Source organism: Mesorhizobium sp. M0854 (genome assembly GCF_040319815.1).
Taxonomy (GTDB): domain Bacteria; phylum Pseudomonadota; class Alphaproteobacteria; order Rhizobiales; family Rhizobiaceae; genus Mesorhizobium.
Genome location: NZ_JAMYOL010000008.1, coordinates 217664 through 235726, shown reverse-complemented (window position 1 = coordinate 235726; position 18063 = coordinate 217664). Strand labels below are relative to the sequence as shown.

The 18063-nt window shown below is 63.1% G+C and carries 18 protein-coding genes; 2 read left to right on the top strand and 16 right to left on the bottom strand.

What is annotated here, in order from left to right; genetic code table 11:
- Positions 1-128: 128 nt before the first annotated feature.
- Both NKH99_RS15910 and NKH99_RS15905 read right to left on the bottom strand, forming a co-directional pair.
- Entirely contained in the window at positions 129-2249 is a 2121-nt protein-coding gene (locus NKH99_RS15910) for a ParB/RepB/Spo0J family partition protein (protein ID WP_353014659.1), read from the bottom strand.
- A gap of 231 nt (positions 2250-2480) precedes the next feature.
- Complete coding sequence (locus NKH99_RS15905) at positions 2481-3422, bottom strand: ArdC family protein (protein WP_353014658.1); 942 nt, start codon at positions 3420-3422, stop codon at positions 2481-2483.
- A gap of 525 nt (positions 3423-3947) precedes the next feature.
- Here NKH99_RS15905 and NKH99_RS15900 point away from each other — a divergent pair.
- Both NKH99_RS15900 and NKH99_RS15895 read left to right on the top strand, forming a co-directional pair.
- Positions 3948-4361 (top strand): excisionase, encoded by a 414-nt coding sequence (locus tag NKH99_RS15900; protein WP_353014657.1) that lies wholly within the window; start codon positions 3948-3950, stop codon positions 4359-4361.
- On the top strand, positions 4358-5359 hold the full coding sequence (locus NKH99_RS15895) for a tyrosine-type recombinase/integrase (RefSeq protein ID WP_353014656.1): 1002 nt from the start codon (positions 4358-4360) through the stop codon (positions 5357-5359). Before NKH99_RS15900 ends, NKH99_RS15895 begins: the two co-directional genes overlap by 4 nt.
- A gap of 127 nt (positions 5360-5486) precedes the next feature.
- Here the strand turns inward: NKH99_RS15895 and NKH99_RS15890 are convergent, their stop codons facing one another.
- The 14 genes from NKH99_RS15890 to thiC all read right to left on the bottom strand — a co-directional run bounded on the left by NKH99_RS15890 (position 5487) and on the right by thiC (position 17963).
- Positions 5487-5744, bottom strand: a complete 258-nt coding sequence (locus tag NKH99_RS15890; protein WP_353014655.1) for a hypothetical protein — start codon at positions 5742-5744, stop codon at positions 5487-5489.
- Position 5745: 1 nt separating this feature from the next.
- Complete coding sequence (locus NKH99_RS15885) at positions 5746-6813, bottom strand: ABC transporter ATP-binding protein (RefSeq protein ID WP_353014654.1); 1068 nt, start codon at positions 6811-6813, stop codon at positions 5746-5748.
- Positions 6813-7601 (bottom strand): ABC transporter permease, encoded by a 789-nt coding sequence (locus tag NKH99_RS15880; RefSeq protein WP_352622846.1) that lies wholly within the window; start codon positions 7599-7601, stop codon positions 6813-6815. Before NKH99_RS15880 ends, NKH99_RS15885 begins: the two co-directional genes overlap by 1 nt.
- Complete coding sequence (locus tag NKH99_RS15875) at positions 7601-8470, bottom strand: ABC transporter permease (protein WP_352540072.1); 870 nt, start codon at positions 8468-8470, stop codon at positions 7601-7603. The genes NKH99_RS15880 and NKH99_RS15875 overlap by 1 nt, the downstream gene beginning before the upstream one ends.
- A gap of 68 nt (positions 8471-8538) precedes the next feature.
- Entirely contained in the window at positions 8539-9600 is a 1062-nt protein-coding gene (locus tag NKH99_RS15870) for an ABC transporter substrate-binding protein (protein WP_352635147.1), read from the bottom strand.
- Between the two features lie 39 nt (positions 9601-9639).
- On the bottom strand, positions 9640-10626 hold the full coding sequence (locus tag NKH99_RS15865) for a PfkB family carbohydrate kinase (RefSeq protein ID WP_352768533.1): 987 nt from the start codon (positions 10624-10626) through the stop codon (positions 9640-9642).
- A complete protein-coding gene (locus NKH99_RS15860; RefSeq protein WP_353014652.1) occupies positions 10623-11657 on the bottom strand; it encodes an ADP-ribosylglycohydrolase family protein in 1035 nt (344 codons plus the stop codon). Before NKH99_RS15860 ends, NKH99_RS15865 begins: the two co-directional genes overlap by 4 nt.
- A 27-nt stretch (positions 11658-11684) precedes the next feature.
- On the bottom strand, positions 11685-12410 hold the full coding sequence (locus NKH99_RS15855) for a GntR family transcriptional regulator (RefSeq protein ID WP_023679209.1): 726 nt from the start codon (positions 12408-12410) through the stop codon (positions 11685-11687).
- Positions 12411-12822: 412 nt separating this feature from the next.
- A complete protein-coding gene (locus NKH99_RS15850) occupies positions 12823-13596 on the bottom strand; it encodes a hydroxymethylpyrimidine/phosphomethylpyrimidine kinase (protein WP_352768908.1) in 774 nt (257 codons plus the stop codon).
- On the bottom strand, positions 13587-14192 hold the full coding sequence (locus NKH99_RS15845) for a thiamine phosphate synthase (protein ID WP_352470532.1): 606 nt from the start codon (positions 14190-14192) through the stop codon (positions 13587-13589). The genes NKH99_RS15850 and NKH99_RS15845 overlap by 10 nt, the downstream gene beginning before the upstream one ends.
- A complete protein-coding gene (locus NKH99_RS15840; RefSeq protein ID WP_352470531.1) occupies positions 14189-14962 on the bottom strand; it encodes a thiazole synthase in 774 nt (257 codons plus the stop codon). The genes NKH99_RS15845 and NKH99_RS15840 overlap by 4 nt, the downstream gene beginning before the upstream one ends.
- Before the next feature lies 1 nt (position 14963).
- The gene (gene thiS / locus NKH99_RS15835; protein ID WP_023679205.1) at positions 14964-15161 is read right to left on the bottom strand and encodes a sulfur carrier protein ThiS; all 198 of its coding nucleotides are present in this window, start codon (positions 15159-15161) and stop codon (positions 14964-14966) included.
- A complete protein-coding gene (gene thiO / locus NKH99_RS15830; protein ID WP_352470529.1) occupies positions 15130-16131 on the bottom strand; it encodes a glycine oxidase ThiO in 1002 nt (333 codons plus the stop codon). Before thiO ends, thiS begins: the two co-directional genes overlap by 32 nt.
- The gene (gene thiC / locus NKH99_RS15825; RefSeq protein ID WP_353014650.1) at positions 16128-17963 is read right to left on the bottom strand and encodes a phosphomethylpyrimidine synthase ThiC; all 1836 of its coding nucleotides are present in this window, start codon (positions 17961-17963) and stop codon (positions 16128-16130) included. The genes thiO and thiC overlap by 4 nt, the downstream gene beginning before the upstream one ends.
- Between the last annotated feature and the right edge of the window lie 100 nt (positions 17964-18063).

Sequence of the window (18063 nt, the reverse complement as noted above, 5' to 3'; positions counted from 1 at the left end):
CGCCCCCGCCGCCGGCCCTCCCCGCGGGCCCACGGGCCCCATTTGTCGTCGCCCTGTTCACACCCCCCCCCCCCTTCTTTGCGCCCCGCGGGGGCGGGGCCCCCCCCCCCCCCCCCCCCCGAGGCGATCTATTCAGCGGCCATGTTCGGCTCGCTGTCTTCAATCTGCGCATCGTCGTCTGAGAGGAATTCGGGCAGCTCTTCCCCACAGCCGTCGGCGCCGGCGCCGCTATCAGCGCCAGCACTGCCGTCGAGGTCGACCAGGCGCAGCGGCTCGGGCAGCCAGCCACTATCGGTCAGCAAGCGCTCGGCCTCCTTCGCCATATCTCCCTTTTTCAGGTGCTCAATCAGCTGCGCGGCCTGTTCGCCCCTCGCCTCCCGCACCGCCTCGAGAATGCGAGACTTGGTGATGCGGCCGAGATAGTTTTCGACTGTCGGTGTCCAGCCGGCGTCGACCATATCGAGACCGACCGCGCGTGCCAGTCGATCAGCTTGCGCGATCCGCTGACGAACTCCGTGTGCCGATATAGCGCCGCCATAGCGGTCGCCTTTCTCCTGGAGCGCGTTCACGCCGTAGCTGACGCAATGGGCGAGCAACGCCGCGCGGCTGGTCTCATCAAGTGAGGCGATCCAGTCCCAAAGTGCATCGTCCTCGGTCGGCAGGTCCGATTTCCAGGCCTCATGGCGTTCGGCCACCGATTTCGCCGAGGGGCTGTCCTTCAGGTCACCTGCCTGCAGAGGGAAGAAGACGTGACGGATCGAGGCCTCCAGGCACCCGTTCGTGGTGCGGTGCTGGAACGTGTCAGTGACCAGCTTGTGCAAGAGTGCTGTCAGGGCGACGTGAGGGTTGCCGGCAACCGCGTCGCGCAACGCCAGCGTCCGGTGTGCGCTCAACTCTGTCACCAGTCGGTCCGGCAGGGGCTTGACCGTATCGTCCTCGTCTTCCTCGCACTCGACTGCCTGGCCGCCAACGGTGACAACGGCACGGTGGACCGACGAGTTGTCGGCAGCCCCGGACCCGCCATCCCTTTTCGATTCATTCGCGCCGTCAAATGACATCGGCGGCACGTCCTCAGGCCGGACAAAGCCGCGGTCGACCGAGAGCGAGCCGTCGGCGTCGATGCTGACGAACGCGCCGGCGATGGCGATGTCGGCCGGATCGAACTGCTTTGGGCGCTTGTCGAAATTGGCGAGCGCGGTCTCGATTTCACCGAGTCGCTGATCGACGTCTTCGGGCAGCTCGTCAGCACCCTCATATTCGGTTTCAAGCTTGGCATGCTCGGCGTTGAGGGCATCGATGGTAGCCTGCTCCTCGGCAGAGAGATCGAGCGGATCACTCTGCAGCTGATACAGCCCACGCGTTGCGTCGTAGGGGAAGCTGACAGCGACCTCGACCCACTTCCAACCCTCGGCTGCAACTTCCTGGGCAACCGCCTTTAGCTTCTCGGCGACCAGGCGGTCCAGCATCGCTGCATCCTGCAGCCAGCCGCCGTCATCCGACTGGAACAGGTCGTGCATGACGATACCACCCGCGGCCTCATAGGCGTCGATCCCCACGAAGACGGCGCGCTTGTCGGAGGCGCGCACCGTCGTTTCGGTCAGCATGCGCCGGATTTGATAGGGCTCTTTCGACCAGGCATCCCTGATTGCCTCCCAGACCTGCTCCTGGCGAGCGCGGTCTTCAGAGACCGTGAAAGCCATGAGTTGCTCCAGCGTCATCCCGTCATCGGCATACACATCGAGCAGCACTGGCGAGACAGAAGCCAGCCTAAGCCGTTGCTTAACGACGTTGACTGACACGAAGAAGGCTGCGGCAATCTCCTCTTCGCTCATGCCTTTTTGGCGCATGTCCTGGAAGGCGCGAAACTGATCGAGCGGGTGCAGCGGCGCTCGCTCGATGTTCTCGGCGAGCGACACCTCCTCTGCAACGATCGCGCTGTGACGGGCGCGCACGACACAGGGCACGAGGGCGGTCTTGGCGAGGCGCTTTTGCTTCACCAGCAGCTCAAGCGCGCGGAAGCGCCGGCCTCCGGCAGGTACCTCAAACATGCCAGTCTCGTTACCGTCGCTGTCGACAACGGGCAAGACGCTGAGGCTCTGGATCAAGCCGCGGCGGGCGATCGAGGCCGCAAGATCCTCGATCGAGATGCCGACCTTGACGCGACGGACATTGGACTGGGAGAGCACCAGCTTGTTGAAGGGAATGTCGCGCGAGGACGACAGGGTGATCTTCTGAACGGCAGTAGCCATAGGATGTACTCCGCGACGGGCGGCCGAGAGCCTCTCTCTCGACCTCCAAACCCGTCATGAGAATTCCGTCACTCCTCTCCCTCCGATGTGCTCGGCACGACATTTGTCGCGGAGCAGCAGGTCGGTCCTGGCGCGCTGCAACGACTTCGCCGCAGCTGGGGTCCCGCATCGAGGCAGACTTCGGTCACGAACGCATCCGCAGCAAGACGCCGAACTGGAAGCGGGGGGCCATTATTCTGCCTCCCGCCGATCGTCGTCAGCGGCGACTTTGTCGGGCAAGAATCCCAAGAGATATTCCGCAGCCCTGCTCGCCAGAGAGGCGGCGCGAACGATCGCACGGTTATCCTCGCGCAGCACGTCTAGCCACGAGCCGATATAGTCGGCGTGACGCACGGTCGGCGTGATGCCCAGCGAGGCGCAGCAGAAAGCCGCACTTATCTCGGCAACCAGCTCTTCGAAGGCATACTTCTTGGTGCCGAAGGAACCGGACATATCCCGGTTGAGGCGTGAGGCATGACCGGTGGCGTGCCCGAGTTCATGCAGGGCGGTCCGATGCCAGTTGATCGGCTCGAAGTAGGCTTGGGGTGGCGGGACCCGCACATAATCGTGGTCCGGAGCGTAGAAGGCGCGGCTGCCACCAACCCGGAAATCGATCCCCGTCTTCTTGATCAGCCTCTCGACCTTGGGCTCGATCAGTCCGAGTAAGGGCGGGGGCGTGGCCACCGCAACACCGTCGGGCAGCCCGTCGCACTGCGCGGCGTTGAACACCGTGAAGCGTTTGAGGAATGGGATCGATCGGGCTTGCTCGCCGGTTTCGCGGGCGCGTCTTTTCTCGTCGTCGGGCACGAACCGATGAGCGTAGACGACTGTCGTCCCATGCTCACCGTTGCGGACGCTACCGCCAAGCGCGAGCGCCTGGCGGAAGGTCAGCCAGCTCTGTCCGGAAAAGCCCTGCTCGATCACCGAACCCCAGAGGATCAGGATATTGATTCCAGAGTATTGCCGGTCGGTGGCGGCGTTCTTCGGCATGGCGAGCGGCGCCTTCGCAGCCGTCGTTCCCCATGGCTGAACCCAAGGCAGGCGACCGTCCTCCAGCTCGCCGATCATCTTGTTGGTGATGTCGTCATATAGGCCGGCCCGGGTGGGGGCAGCTTGGTGCTGATGCTTAGCCATTGCGAGTCTCCGCGCCGGGCGCCGGGAGCCTTTCTCCCAGCCTTCAACCCGTCAGTGCGCCAAGCGCGGGCCCTCTATCTCTATGGACTCGAACGAAGATTGCGGTTGCTGACTAACTCCGAGGTGAAAGACACCGCTCGATACCGCAGCGTGAGGCGATCAGCAGAACCCACTAAGCCGGGCACACGGGAGTAGGCCCAAGCGACCCGGCAGTGAGTCCATGAAAACGGAAGCCGCACAGACAGGCGAAGCCAGTCAGGAGCGGTTTCACCGGCCACGGAAGTGGGGAGCCAGCCGAAAGGCTCGTGGAGTGCGCGTCAGCGCAACCGTTCCGATTAGCAGGTCAAAGGAGCATCTTTGCCGCAGGCGCTCCAGTCGGCGCTTTTCGCAGCCGTATATTCAGAGAAAAGATCGTGCGGCAGGGCATCCGGAATGGCGAGACAGAAAAGTGTGCTCAATGCGAACCGCGATCCGTCTGTTTCCGAGCGAAACTATCGGACCATAGAGATTGGCTGAGGGCTCCGTTTGAAAATCCCCGACCAATTCGACGAGACCACGCCCCTGCGCGTCGCGATTGCAGCACGAATTGCCTTTCCCGATGGCTCGATGTGCGCAGCCGGCCTACGCAAGGAACGTGACGCCGGCCGACTTGAAACCGAGCTAATCGCAGGAAAGGAGTACGTCACCTTGCTGGCGATCACCAGAATGAGGGAACTATGCCGCGGGCGTCGAAAGGGCCACGCCTCGTCTGGCGCGGCGAAAGCTGGAAAAAAGACGGAACGCTCCGAAACAAAGCTGGATGGTTTATCCGCGATCGAACAACGTTCATCAGCGCTGGCAGCGGCGAAAAAGGCCATCCAGGACCTGAAGCTGAAAAGGCGCTCGCGGTCTACATCGCCGGCAAGTACCACCGAGCGCGCGGTGCAGAAGATGTCTTGATAGCCGATGTCGTCAGCGTCTACCTGAGAGAGGTTGCACCGAAGCATGCCGCGCCGGAAGAGACGGCGGCTCGGCTGGACAACATCCTCGATTTCTTCGGTGAAAGGACACTCGCCGCTATCAACGGCAAGCTTTGCCGCGACTACGTCGCGTTCTGTCCCACCGAAGCCGCTGCGCGCCGCCGACTCGAGGATCTTCGTGCGGCCATCAACTACTACCGCAGGGAAGGCCACACGACTGCCGCACCGACGATTGTCCTGCCTGACAAGGCCGGTGCGCGCGAGCGCTGGTTGACGCGCAGTGAGGCGGCCGCCCTCATCTGGGCCGCGTGGCGTATGAAGCAGAAATGGAAGGGCCAGGAGAGCGACCGGCGTACCGGACGACACCTCGCCCGCTTCATGCTTGTCGCGCTTTATACAGGAACGCGCTCTGCCGCAGTTTGCGGTGCCGCCATCCGTCCAACCAAAGGGCGTGGTTATGTGGACCTCGACCGCGGCATCTTTTACCGCCGCGCCGCTAGCGCAAAGAAGACCAAAAAACGCCAGCCGCCTGTGCGCTTGCCGGACAGACTGTTGGCGCACCTCCGCCGCTGGGCGTGCACAGATCTCGATATCAGGACCAAGGCGCGCGGCAAGAGCGCAAATATTGGTCGCAAGATATCGCAAGACTTTGTGGTGGAGTGGAATGGAAAGCCCGTGGAGTCGGTCAAGAAGAGCTTTAGGAGAGCTCGCGACGCTGCCGGCCTCGGTCCCGACGTCACTTCGCACACCCTTCGCCACACCGCTGCGACCTGGCTGATGCGGGCCGGCGCCGACATGTGGCAGGCGGCGGGCTTTCTCGGCATCACCGTGGATGTTCTGATCGATACTTATGGCCACCATCATCCCGACTTCCAGGCAGACGCCGCCGAGAAGATCGCGAAGAAGCACGTCGCGGCCAAGGCGACGAAAAGCTCGCTCAGGATAGGTGACGATGAAAACGTAAAGTCGGCCCGGTGACACCACAGGTTCCCCACACAAAGCCCGAAAGCAAATGCAATCATTGCGGAGCGAGCGTGACGAAGGAGCCCAGGAACCTGCGGCTTGCCTGGTAGCGCACATCGTTCGGGACGATGGGGTCGCAGGTTCAAATCCTGCCACTCCCAAAACACAGTCGAAACCCTGTCTCGGCTCGGAAGGCCCATCGGCCTCGCCGTCGATCTGCCGCGCTGAGGTCGAGCCGTGCATGAATGCGCCGAGGAACCAGAGCCGGTAAAGAACGGATGCCCATGGTCACCACGACGCGAGAGGCGCGGCCGCGAAGCAGCGTCTTGGTAAATCCGCCACCCTTGCCCGGATAGGCCACCGCGGCCACGCCGACGACAAAATCGACGGTGATTGTCAATCTAACCCTCCGCGATCAAGACCGTGCTTTCTGGCGACCAGCTCAGCACGACGTCCTGACCTTCCGCCAGCCTGCCAGCGCCGGTGTTCTGCACAATTACCTTGAGCGTCTGGCCGGCACGCTCGACAAAGTAAGTGCTGCTATTTCCGGCGAAGATGCGTTTGGACACTTGCCCTCGCAGCACATTCGCGTTGGCGGCATCCGGAACGTCGGCATCAATGAAGATGCGGAGGCGTTCGGGCCGCACCGCGCAGCTTGCCTTGGCGCCAGCGGCAAGCTTGGCACCCGCGCCGGCGGCAATCGCTGTGCCGTCCGGCAGTCGGATGCCGTTGCCCGTGCTGTCGCCGCGAAAGATGTTAGCGTCGCCCAGGAAAGTGGCGGCAAACTCGCTCTTCGGCCGATCGTAGATCTCCTCGGGCGAGCCTTCCTGCACCAGCTTGCCATCGCGCAGAATGCCGATGCGGTCGCTCATCGTCAGCGCTTCTTCCTGGTCGTGGGTGACGAAGATGGTGGTGATGCCGATCTCGCGCTGGATGCGCTTGAGCTCGATCTGCATGTCGACGCGCAGCGCCTTGTCCAGCGCGCCGAGTGGCTCGTCAAGCAATAGCACGCGCGGCCGGATGACGATCGCGCGAGCGAGCGCAACCCGTTGGCGCTGGCCGCCGGACAGCTGATGCGGCCGGCGGCCGCCGAGCCTGCCGAGTTGCACAAGATCGAGTGCGCGCTGTACCTCGCTGGCAATCACCGCCTTGGGCTCGCCGCGCACCGACAGGCCAAAGGCGACATTGCCAGCAACGCTCATGTTGGGAAACAGGGCGTAGTTCTGGAACACCATGCCGATGCGCCGTTTTTCGACTGGCACCCGTTCGACGCTCTCACCACCTATGGTGATGCGGCCGGAATCGGGAAAGTCGAAGCCCGCGATTTGTCGCAGCAGCGTGGTCTTGCCGCTGCCTGACGGCCCGAGCAGGGCATAGAAGCCGCCATCGGCGAAATCGATAGACACATCGTCCAGCGCCTTGTGGGCACCGAAAGCGCGCGACACGTTCGCTACTTGGACGCCAGCCATTACTTCTCTCCGCCGAATTTGAAGAAGCGCGCCGTCAGCAGCATCAGTGCCATCGACACGACAATGATGATCGTCGAGACCGCATTGATCTCGGGGGTGAATCCCTTGCGGATCGCGGCGTAGATTTCGACCGGCAGCGTCGTCTGGCCGGGCGTCGACAAGAAGTAGGATACGACGAACTGGTCGAAGGACACGGCGAAGGCGAACAGCCCACCGGCAATGACGCCCGGCATGATCCAGGGCAGCGTGACGCGGTTCGTCAACTGCCATTGATTGGCGCCGAGCGAGCGCGCCGCCTCTTCCAGCTCGTGCGCGAAGGTCTGCAGTCGGGCCGACACGACGACAATGACGTAGGGAAGCGCAAGCGCGACGTGGCCAAGCAGGATGGCGAACAGGCCGCGCCCAATGCCGACGCCGAAGAAGAAGATCAACATCGCCGTGCCGGTTATCAGCCACGGAATGGCGATTGGCGGAAACAGCAGCGCCTGCAGGAATTTCTTGCCGCGAAACTCATAGCGGTAGAGCGCAAGTGACGCCGCCGAGCCAAGCACGACGCAGATGATGGTAGTGATGACTGCGATTTCGACACTGTTCCAGGTGGCTGAGATAAGCTGGTCGTTCTGCCACAGCGAGACATACCATTCCGTCGTCCATTCGAACGGCAGCTGGTAGAAGGGCGAAACGTTGAAAGACATTAGCGCCATGATGATGATGGGCACATAGAGGAAGGCGAGCAATAGCCAGATGTAAAGGCGGCCGAGCCATTCGAGAACACGTGTCGTCGCCATCACGTAGCCCTCCGCAGCACCGGCGAGGCAACCGCCAGGATGACCAGCACGACGGCCAACAGGATAAAAGAGAGCGCAGCACCCAGCGGCCAGTTGAACACGGCGACGAACTGGTCCTCGATGACAGTGCCGTAAAAGGTGCCGGTACGGCCCCCGAGGATGCGCGGTTCCATGAACGAACCAACAACCGGGACGAAGACGAGCGCTGCGCCCGCCACCAGCCCCGGCATCGACAGCGGAATGATGACTCGATTCAGCACCTGCAGCCGCGAGGCGCCGAGCGAGCGCCCGGCCTCGATCAGCGAGTCATCGATGGCCTGCAGGGTCAAGTAGCACGTCAGCACCATGTAAGGCACGTAGGAGTGCACCAGCCCGATGATGACGGCCGGATAGGAATACATTAGGTCGATGTTGATCTTGAACGGCAGCACTGCGTTCAGCGCGGTGTCGAGCATGCCTCCTTCACGCAGCACCATCGCCCAGGAGAAGATGCGCACCAGCCCGTTCGACCAGAACGGCAGGATGACGAGCAGGAAAATCGCCTCTCGGCTGCGGCCTTTCAGCACCTTGGCCAGCACATAAGCGGCGGGATAACCGATGACGATGCACCACAGCGTCACCTCGAGGCCGAGGCGCAGCGAGGCCAAAAGCAATGTCAGATAAAGGCTTTGTGAAAAGAAGGCGGCATAGTTTTCGAGTGTGAACGCCCACGGCTTTCCCGACAGCGGCAGGTCGGTCATGAAGGAGAAGAAGACCATGGCTGAGAGCGGCAGGAAGATCGCAACCGTCAGCCAGAGATAGGCAGGCGCCAGCAGTGGCAAGGCCGATCTCAATCCGCTGCGCGACGCGGCCGCAACCTGTGCTGCCATGACATCCTCCTCCCAGGATGGGGAAGCATCAGCCGACATGGATGGTCGGCTGATCCCGGCTTCTGCTGTTACTTCACGTCGACCTTGAGCTGCTGCCAGAGCGACAGATAGGTTTCGCGCTGGGCGTCTGTGATCGGCGCCTGGAACTGAATGCGCTTGGCGACTGCCGGGTCACCCATCACCTTGCGGTTGAACGCATCCCCGGGAAGTGCTTCTACAGCCTTGGTGTTGGCGGATACCGGGGCTCCGACCTTGGTGACCCATTCGACATAGAACTTCGGGTCGATCATGTAGTTGATGAAGGCCTCGGCGCCGGCGACATTCTTGGAACCGACCGGAATGGAGAAGGCGTCGAGCCAGGCGACAGCGCCCTCCTGCGGGATCACGAGCGAGACCGGCAGCTTGAAATGGGTCTTGGCGCGATCGGCCGAGCCGCTCCAATAGGTGCCGATGTCGATCTGGTTAGAGGCAGCCATCTGGTTCCAGTCGTTCTCCGAGCTCCAGAACGTCTTGATCTGTGGCATCAGCGAGGTGAGCTTCGCCTTGACCGCCTCGATATCTTTGATGTCGTTGATGTTCTGGCCGGTGGCAATGGCGCCGAACTGAACCGCCTCGACGGCATCATCACGGATGGTGACGCGGCCCTTGTGAGCGGGATCCCACATTTCGGCGATGCTCGTCGGCGGCTTATCGAAGGATTTCTCATTGATGGCGAGCGCCGTCAGCCCCCAGACCCACGGCACGCCATAGACCTTGCCGTCATGGACGAGCATCGGCGATCCGGCCTTGTCCTTGCTGATGTCGGGAAAGTTCGGCAGCTTGGACGTGTCGATCGGCTGAATCAGCTTTTCCGCCATCGCCTGGTCGTTGAAGGCGGCGTTGATCATGACGACATCGTAAAGGCCGGGATTGGTCCTGAGCTTGGTCAGCATCTCCTGTTCGGAATTGAAAAAATCGTTGACGACCTTGTTGCCGGTCGCCTTCTCGAAGGCTTCGATGGCCCACGGCTCGTCGGCGCCGTAGCCCTTCCAGTTGAGTACGTGCACCTCGTCGGCCTTGGCGGCAAATGCGAGTGCGGAGGTGAAGACGGCGGTCGCCGTCAGCAGGGCAGTCAAGTCGGGCATGCGCATGTTCGTTCCTCTCTGTGTTTGCCCGCTTCCCGGGCTTTGTCAGGCTGTCGGGCGTTTGGCCACTTGCTTCCGGCCATGGAGGCCGATCGGCGGACCGCCGGCATGGCTTAGGAATGTCTGGATCTCGTGGTCGGTCGGCGCTGATGAACCACCGTGGCGGGTGACGGAAATGGCCGCCGCCGCATTGGCGTAGCGCGCTGCTTCAAAAGGCGGCGCGCCGCGCGCCAGCGCGCTGACGAAAGCGCCGATATGGGTGTCGCCGGCGCCATTGGTGTCGATGGCGTCGACCTCGAAGCCGGCACTCGTTTGCGCCGAGCCATCGGCCAGCCGTATGTGGCAGCCTTTCGCTCCGGCGCGAATAACGACGCCGACGGCCTTCGGGGAGTGGTCGCTAAGAAGCCGTGACGCGAGTGTCTCGACGTCGCCCGGACCGGCAATCGCGGCCGCTTCCATCCTGTTGCAGCTCAACCAGGTGGTGCGGGCGAGTATCCGAGGCAGGATAGGGCGGGGAATGTCGACGACGACAGGTGTCGGGTCGAGGACAAGCGGTGTGTCGGCCGGAAGTGCCTCGATCCAGTCGACAAGCGCGTCTCGGCTTCCCGGATAGCTAAGCGTATAGCCGGAGGTGAACACCCAATCCCCCGGCGCGACCGAGACGGGCGCCATCATGTCAAGGCTGAGCAAGCTCTCCGCACCAGGCCACGAGACGAAGGTGCGCTCGGCATCGCTGCTGATCATGGCGACGCAATTGCCGCTGTCCATGACGGGCGATGGCGTCGTCAGTGTCTCGATCCCCTCACTGGCTAAGGCCGTGCGCAGGAAGTCGCCATTGGGTCCGCTGCCGAGCTGGCCGCCGAACACCACCTTCATGCCGGTGCGGCTGGCCGCGACCATCATGTTGAAGCCGCCGCCGGCGACTTGCGTGTAGCTCGACGCCGTCTTCTCCGTACCCGGCGCCGGCAAGGCGTCGATGCGGTAGACATAGTCGACCACCGCGCTGCCGACATGGACGAGACGCCCACTCATATCGCCGCATCCTTGCCGGGACCCGTCCTGTCGGCACGGCGCTTGGATATACGGGCCGCAACAAGGTCGGCGGTGAGCGCGCCAACCGCCGCTATGTCGATGCCCTTGAGGTCTGCAATGCGGTTCTGAGGCAGTCGGGAAAAGCCGGTGCAGGCGCCGGCCACGCCGGTCGCGATGGCGCCGATCGTATCAGTGTCGCCACCGAGATTGGCACTGATCACCGCCGCTTGCCAGGGATTACCGCCGGCGACTTCCAGCACGGCGAATGCAGCCGGAACGGACTCCTGACTGGCGACGCCGGTGCCGACCAGATCGGTGATCAGCCGGATCGCGTCCTTCGTCGCCTTGCCGCGCACAAGCTCCTGCCCCCACCCAATGCGCGCGGCAATGTCACCGCCGGTCACCCAATGGCCGAGCGTTGCTCCGCACCTCGCCGCGGCGATGGCGCTGGCGGAAGCGGCGCGCCAGTCGCCGCCGGCGACGCCGCGGCTGACGGCCGCCGCAACGGCGGCTGCGGCCGCAATGGCAACCGAGGTGTTGTGCGTGGCCCGGCAGGTCTCGGCAACTTTGGCGACCAGCGCGTCCAGCGGCTCTGGCGGCATCATGATGCCGACCGGCGCAATGCGCATGGCCGCACCATTTGTGTCGCCGCTGCGCCCCGCTTCCTCGGCCGGCACGCCATTGTTGATGGCGTCGATGGCGCGTTTGGTCGATGGTCCCAGCAGATCGTAGCTGCCGCGCGCTTTGACGTCGCGCTCCCAGTCGAGCAGCGCGTTGACCCACCGCGCATGATCGAAGCGGTTACCGGATTCGACCAGGATACGGCCAAGCAGAAGCGCCTGTTCGGTGTCGTCGGTGATCGTTCCAGCGGGAAGCCCCTTCGACACCGGATGGTCGGCGAAAGGAGCAATGAAGCCCTCTACATGGGCGTAGAGTTCGGCAATCCGGGCCGGCGACAAAAGCTGCGTCGGCATGCCCAGCGCATCCCCCAGTGCCCCGCCGACAAGCGCCCCCATGGCCCGATCAATCATATTCCCGGTGTTGTCGTCCGGCATCACTCAGAACCTCATATGCAGCGCAAAATGCGCCGGGTTGAGCAGGCTGGTCACATATTCGATCGGCCGGTCATCGGCGGCGCGGGTCAACCGGCGACCGCGAAGGAACGGCGTGCCTTGCGGGCAACCGAGGATTGCAGAGTCCTCGGCGTTGAGCATTTCGATGCCGACCCATTCCTCGCCATGGTCGGGAATGAGGCCCGCGCCGCGCAGCGTCTGGTGCAGCGAGCCTTCGCGCAGGCCGCGCAACGGCACGTCCTCCAGTTCCGGCGACAATGGCAGGCGGCTGCGCTCGATGGAGATGGCGTGGCCGTCGCTGGCATTGGTGCGCACCCGGTCGACAGCGATGAAAAACGGGTTTTCTATACCAAGCAGTGCGGCAAGACCGGGGTCCTCGATCACCTCGAGCCGCAGCGTCCGCGTCTCGGCGTTGGCGCCGGCGTTGGCGAGCGCCCGCGACCAACCGATGGAGTCATCAACGGGCTTGCCATCGAAGGTGACGAAAGAGCCGATGCCGACTTTGGTCGTGATCAGCCCGCGGTTGGACAGTTCCTCGAGGCCTTTGCGGACGGTGTTGCGGCTGACGGAGAAACGCTGGACGAGCTTGTTCTCGCTTTGCAGCCGGTCGCCGAAGCCGAGAACACCGGAGCGGATTTCATGTTCGAGAACGGTGGCGATCTGTTCGGGCTTGCCCGTGCCGGGAGACAGTTGAACCGAGCGCCGCTTCATATGGGTACCTGTTCAGTGATCCTGTATAATCCTGTTCATATCACGGCAGGCTTGTCAACGAGTGCCGCATGGAGCAGTTCGTGATCCCGAGTCCGGTTCAACAGGACGGCATAAGGAGCGTCAGCCTAGCGCCGCCGCAGCCGAGACGCGGGATCGACCGCTCCCGTCGAGGGGCATCGTTTAGCAGGAGCTCGCGACCAAGGTGAATTCCAGGATCGCAGTCGGATGGGGGGAAAGGATGCCACACAACGCACTAGATACGGCGCACGACGGCCGCCTCGCCATCGTTGATCTCGCGGTCGCCGCCTGGCGAGGCCGTCAAACTACTCCTGTCGAGTGAGGTGAATTACGAGGGTAAATTACCAGCCCGGACCCGCGAGAGGCAGGCGTGTCTTTCGAGAGTTGGAAAATCTTACAAATTTCGTCGGTCTGCTGCATTCTTCTTAAACATGGCCAAGACAAGCCGCTTGCCTTCGCGCACACTGTCTTCGAGCGGCTTCGCCTTCGCCAGATGCGCCGCAATCGCGCTAGCCAGCATGCAACCCGTCCCGCGCATTGATGCGACAAGACGAGGTGCGTCGAAGCGGATTGGTTCTTGATCGGAACGCAACAGAATATCGGTTGATCGAGGTCCTGATGCGTGGCCCCCTTTGATCAGCAGGCCCGGCACGCCGGCTGCCAGCAATTTCCGTCCCAGTCTCACCGCGTCGCTCTCGTCGGCTGGCGGTTCCGCACCAACAAGGAGCGCCAGCTCCAGGAGATTGGGGGTCACAAGGCAGCAAAGCGGCATCAGGTCGCGCCTCATGGCAGCGATGGCACCTGCTTCCAGAAGCCCCCGGCCGGAGCTCGAGGCCAGCACCGGATCGAGCACTGCCGGCACCTGCGGATTTTCGCGCAGCACGCCGGCAATGGCAACGACGATCTCAGCCGTTGCGAGCATGCCGATCTTAATTGCCGCCACCTTGTTGGCCTGTAGCGCGGCGCACATCTGATCGGCCACAAGATCGGGCTGCGAAGGATGGATTTCCATTACGGCTTCGTGCGTCTGCACCGTCAGCGCTGTGACAGCCAGGCAGGTGCGCACGCCAATGGAAGAGATCGTCTCGATATCACGTGCAATTCCAGCCCCACCGCTGGGGTCTGATCCGCCGACCACGAGCACATGCGGTTCTCGCCTCAGCGCCATGGCTTTGTCTTTTCGATCCATTCTCGCGTGCGCGCTTCGGGATCGGCATTCAACGTGATGTCGGTGACCACCGCCGCGCTGTCCGCACCAGCCTCGAAGACACCGTCGAGCCGGTCGGGGTTGAGGCCGCCGATGGAGACCAATGGGATCGGCGCCACTCGATGCTTCCACTCGCTGATCCGCTCGAGCCCTTGCGGCGCCCATTTCATCTGCTTCAGGATAGTGGGATAGATGGGGCCGAGCGCGATATAGTCGGGCTCGGCAGCGATGGCCGTTTCCAGTTCGAGATGATCGTGCGTGCTGAGCCCGAGCTTCAATCCGGCGTACTTAATCGCCAGCAGGTCGGCCGCAGCCAAATCCTCTTGGCCGAGATGGACGAAGTCGCAGCCTTCCTCAATGGCGAGCCGCCAATAATCGTTGACGATCAGTTGGCAACCATGGACCGCGCAGACGCCGTTCGCGCGGCGGATTTCCGTCCGCAGCGTGGCCTCGTCCCTATCCTTGATGCGCAACTGAACCAGCTTGACGCCAAGTGGCACCAGCCGTTCGATCCAGGCGGCGCTGTCGACGATCAGGTAGAAGGGATCGAGCTTCATGAGAAAACCGCCCTGCCGAATGTTGGTGTCGATGGCACCGCGACGTCGCGGGGTTCGAGCATCCCCGAGCTGAAAGCTTCTCGACCGGCGTCGACCGCCTTGCCGAACGCACGCGCCATGCCGACCGGATCGGCCGCCTTGGCGACCGCTGTGTTCAGGAGCACGGCATCAAAGCCGAACTCCATGACTGTTGCCGCGTGCGATGGCCGTCCGAGACCAGCATCCACGATCAGCGGGACATCAGGGAAATGTCCGCGCATCGAGCGCAGCGCCATGATGTTGACCGGCCCAAGGGCGGAACCGATCGGTGCGCACCAGGGCATCAAGACCTTGCAGCCCGCCGCAAGCAGCCGCTCGGCGACGACAAGGTCGTCGGTAGTATACGGGAACACCGCAAAACCGTCCTCGCACAGGATGCGGGCGGCTTCGAGCAGACCGAACACGTCCGGCTGCAGCGTGTCGTGGTTGCCGATCACTTCGAGCTTGATCCAGGGCGTGCCGAAGACTTCGCGCGCCATTTGTGCGGTCGTGACCGCTTCGTTGACGGAGTGGCAGCCAGCAGTGTTGGGCAGGATTCTGACACCAAGCGACCGGATCAACGACCAGAATTTTTCGCCAGCCCTGCCGCCTGCCATTTCACGGCGCAACGAGACGGTCACCACCGAGGTGCCCGATGCCCTGACTGCATCGGCAAGGATGGCCGGCGAAGGATATTGAGCGGTGCCGAGAAGCAGGCGGGAGGGCAGCGTCGTCCCGAGAAGATCGAACATGCTAGCCTCCCTGCATGGGCGAGAGGATTTCGATCCGGTCGCCGTCGTTCAATTGGAATTCGGCCCGGCTGGCTTTGTGCACGAGGTCGTTGTTGACGGCGGTCGCGAGCCAATCGCCCTCATAGTCAAGCGCGGCAAGCAGCTCGGCCAGCGTGGTGGCGGCAACCTCATGCACTTTGCCGTTGACCATCAGTTTCATGAGCAAGCTCCACGGGTTTGTCGTGATTGAAGACAATTTCGCCCGCCAGGCGCGCCATGGCGGGGGCGAGAAGAAAGCCATGGCGATAGAGCCCGTTGATCGCGACGGTGTCTCCGCTCATTTCGACGCGCGGCAGATTGTCGGGAAAGGCTGGACGGACGCCGACACCGGTTTCAACGATCTCGGCCTCGCCAAAGGCCGGATGGAGGGCATAGGCGGTACCCAGAAGCTCCATCATGGAGCGCGCCGTGACCGGTCTGGCGGACCGGCTTTCAATCATCGTCGCACCGATCATGAACTGGGCGTCGGCACGCGGTACCGCATAGAGCGGAAAGCGCGGATGCAGCAACCGGACCGGGCGCGACAGCGAGAAGTCTGGCGTGTTTAGGATCAGCATTTCGCCGCGAACGCCGCGAAGCCTGTCATCGGCGGCTGCCATTCCCGTGCAATCGATCTGACGATCGAAACCGGAAACATGCCGGGCGTCGGTGCCGAAGTGGAATTTGACACCCATGGCTGCGAGCTTGTCATGAAGTGCTGCCATCGCCTGGCGCGGATCGAGATGGCCCTCATCGGGAAAGAGCAATCCGCGGCGAAAGCGGCCGGCTAAGTCGGGCTCCAGGAGCGCAATTTCGTCTTCGTCGACACGCCGATGGCCCGACGTGCGGCTGGCGAGGCGGTCGAGCTCGCCGGCATCACGCGGGGCGGCCACGACAAGTGTTCCGCCCCGTGTCACCTGACCCGGCAGCACCGCATCCCACCAGTCGGCAGCGTCACGTCCAAGGTCCAGCACCGGCTGCTCGGCGCTTTCACGCTCGCACCATGGCGCCAGCATGCCGCCGGCGAACCACGACGCATTGCCTCCAAGGCCATGCCGGATCTCGGCGACCGTGACCGTCGCGCCGCGGGCGGCGAGTTCGAAGGCGGCGGTGAGGCCGGCGACGCCGGCCCCCTTTATCAGCACCTTCATGACGGCTTACCTGGCTGAGGCGTGAGCGGTGCGACGGTCTCGTCCGCTGGCACGTAGAGATCGCCGCCCTCGCGGTATTTCGCCGCCATCGCCGCCATGCCCTCTTTCTGTGCCTCGGCGCGGATGTCGTGAGAGATACGCATCGAGCAGAATTTCGGTCCGCACATCGAGCAGAAATGCGCCAGCTTGTGCGCCTCCTTGGGCAAGGTCTGGTCGTGGAAGGACCGTGCGGTTTCGGGGTCGAGCGACAGGTTGAACTGGTCCTCCCAACGGAACTCAAAGCGCGCGCGGGAAAGGGCGTCATCCCTGACTTTCGCCGCCGGGTGGCCCTTCGCCAGGTCGGCCGCGTGCGCTGCGATCTTGTAGGTGATCACGCCGGTCTTGACGTCATCGCGGTCGGGAAGGCCGAGATGCTCCTTGGGCGTGACGTAGCAGAGCATGGCCGTTCCGAACCAGCCGATCATCGCCGCGCCGATGCCGGAAGTGATGTGGTCGTAGCCCGGCGCGATGTCGGTCGTCAGCGGTCCAAGCGTATAGAACGGCGCCTCGCCACAGACGGCGAGCTGCTTGTCCATGTTCGCCTTGATCTTGTGCATCGGCACGTGGCCGGGCCCCTCGATCATCACCTGGCAATCTTTCGCCCAGGCGATCTGCGTCAGCTCGCCGAGCGTTTCCAGCTCGGCGAATTGCGCCGCGTCGTTGGCATCGGCAATCGAGCCGGGACGAAGGCCGTCGCCGAGCGAGAAGGAGACGTCATAAGCGCGGCAGATGTCGCAGATCTCCGCAAAGTGCTCGTAGAGGAAGCTTTCCCGGTGATGGTGCAGGCACCATTTTGCCATGATCGAGCCGCCGCGCGAGACGATACCCGTGACCCGGTCAACGGTCAGCGGGATGTAATGCAGCCGCACGCCGGCGTGGATGGTGAAATAGTCGACGCCCTGTTCGGCCTGTTCGATCAGCGTGTCGCGGTAAACCTTCCAGGTAAGATCCTCGGCAATGCCGCCGACTTTCTCGAGCGCCTGGTAGAGCGGCACCGTGCCGATCGGCACCGGCGAGTTGCGGACGATCCATTCGCGGATGTTGTGGATGTTGCGGCCGGTCGACAGATCCATCACCGTGTCGGCGCCCCAGCGGATCGCCCACACCATCTTTTCGACCTCTTCAGCCATCGACGATGTGACGGCGGAGTTACCGATATTGGCGTTGATCTTGACCAGGAAATTGCGGCCGATGATCATCGGTTCGCTCTCGGGATGATTGATGTTGGCGGGAATGATCGCGCGTCCGCGCGCCACCTCGTGGCGGACGAATTCAGGCGTGACGAAGTCGGGGATCGCCGCGCCGAAGGCCTCGCCGTCGCGCTCAAGCTTGCCGTGCAGGATCTCGCGACCAAGGTTCTCGCGGATGGCGACGAACTCCATTTCGGGCGTGATGATGCCAGCGCGCGCATAGGCAAGCTGTGTCACCGCCTTGCCGGTCTGGGCCCGGAGTGGCCGGTTGCGGACTGGAAATTCCGGTGTTAGGCGCTCGCCTGCCGCAAACCCATTGTCTTCTGGCCGGACGTGGCGGCCGTCATAGGCTTCGACATCGCCGCGCGCGGTGACCCATTCATGGCGAAGCCGTGCAAGGCCGTTTTCGATGCTGGTTTCGACAGTCGGGTCGGTATAGGGGCCGGACGGATCGTAAGCGGTCACCGGCGGCTCGCCTGCCGTCGGATGGACGGAGATTTCGCGCATCGGCACCCTGAGCTGCGGGTGGATGGTACCGGATTTGTGGATTTTGCGCGAGGCAGGCAGCGGTCCCGTCGAGACGGCGGGGGTGAGGGCATTCATCTTGAGGCTCCTTTGCTCGTTGCATTGGAGACCCAGTTCTGTGCCGGAAGGATGAAAAGACGCTTCTGTCGACCTGCCGAAACAGGACCTCGGGCGTAAA

Coding starts and splice junctions, on each gene's coding strand:
- NKH99_RS15910 (WP_353014659.1), bottom strand. CDS start 2,249: ATGGCTACTGCCGTTCAGAAGATCACCCTGTCGTCCTCGCGCGACATT.
- NKH99_RS15905 (WP_353014658.1), bottom strand. CDS start 3,422: ATGGCTAAGCATCAGCACCAAGCTGCCCCCACCCGGGCCGGCCTATAT.
- NKH99_RS15885 (WP_353014654.1), bottom strand. CDS start 6,813: ATGGCTGGCGTCCAAGTAGCGAACGTGTCGCGCGCTTTCGGTGCCCAC.
- NKH99_RS15880 (WP_352622846.1), bottom strand. CDS start 7,601: ATGGCGACGACACGTGTTCTCGAATGGCTCGGCCGCCTTTACATCTGG.
- NKH99_RS15875 (WP_352540072.1), bottom strand. CDS start 8,470: ATGGCAGCACAGGTTGCGGCCGCGTCGCGCAGCGGATTGAGATCGGCC.
- NKH99_RS15870 (WP_352635147.1), bottom strand. CDS start 9,600: ATGCGCATGCCCGACTTGACTGCCCTGCTGACGGCGACCGCCGTCTTC.
- NKH99_RS15865 (WP_352768533.1), bottom strand. CDS start 10,626: ATGAGTGGGCGTCTCGTCCATGTCGGCAGCGCGGTGGTCGACTATGTC.
- NKH99_RS15860 (WP_353014652.1), bottom strand. CDS start 11,657: ATGATTGATCGGGCCATGGGGGCGCTTGTCGGCGGGGCACTGGGGGAT.
- NKH99_RS15855 (WP_023679209.1), bottom strand. CDS start 12,410: ATGAAGCGGCGCTCGGTTCAACTGTCTCCCGGCACGGGCAAGCCCGAA.
- NKH99_RS15850 (WP_352768908.1), bottom strand. CDS start 13,596: ATGGCGCTGAGGCGAGAACCGCATGTGCTCGTGGTCGGCGGATCAGAC.
- NKH99_RS15845 (WP_352470532.1), bottom strand. CDS start 14,192: ATGAAGCTCGATCCCTTCTACCTGATCGTCGACAGCGCCGCCTGGATC.
- NKH99_RS15840 (WP_352470531.1), bottom strand. CDS start 14,962: ATGTTCGATCTTCTCGGGACGACGCTGCCCTCCCGCCTGCTTCTCGGC.
- thiS (WP_023679205.1), bottom strand. CDS start 15,161: ATGAAACTGATGGTCAACGGCAAAGTGCATGAGGTTGCCGCCACCACG.
- thiO (WP_352470529.1), bottom strand. CDS start 16,131: ATGAAGGTGCTGATAAAGGGGGCCGGCGTCGCCGGCCTCACCGCCGCC.
- thiC (WP_353014650.1), bottom strand. CDS start 17,963: ATGAATGCCCTCACCCCCGCCGTCTCGACGGGACCGCTGCCTGCCTCG.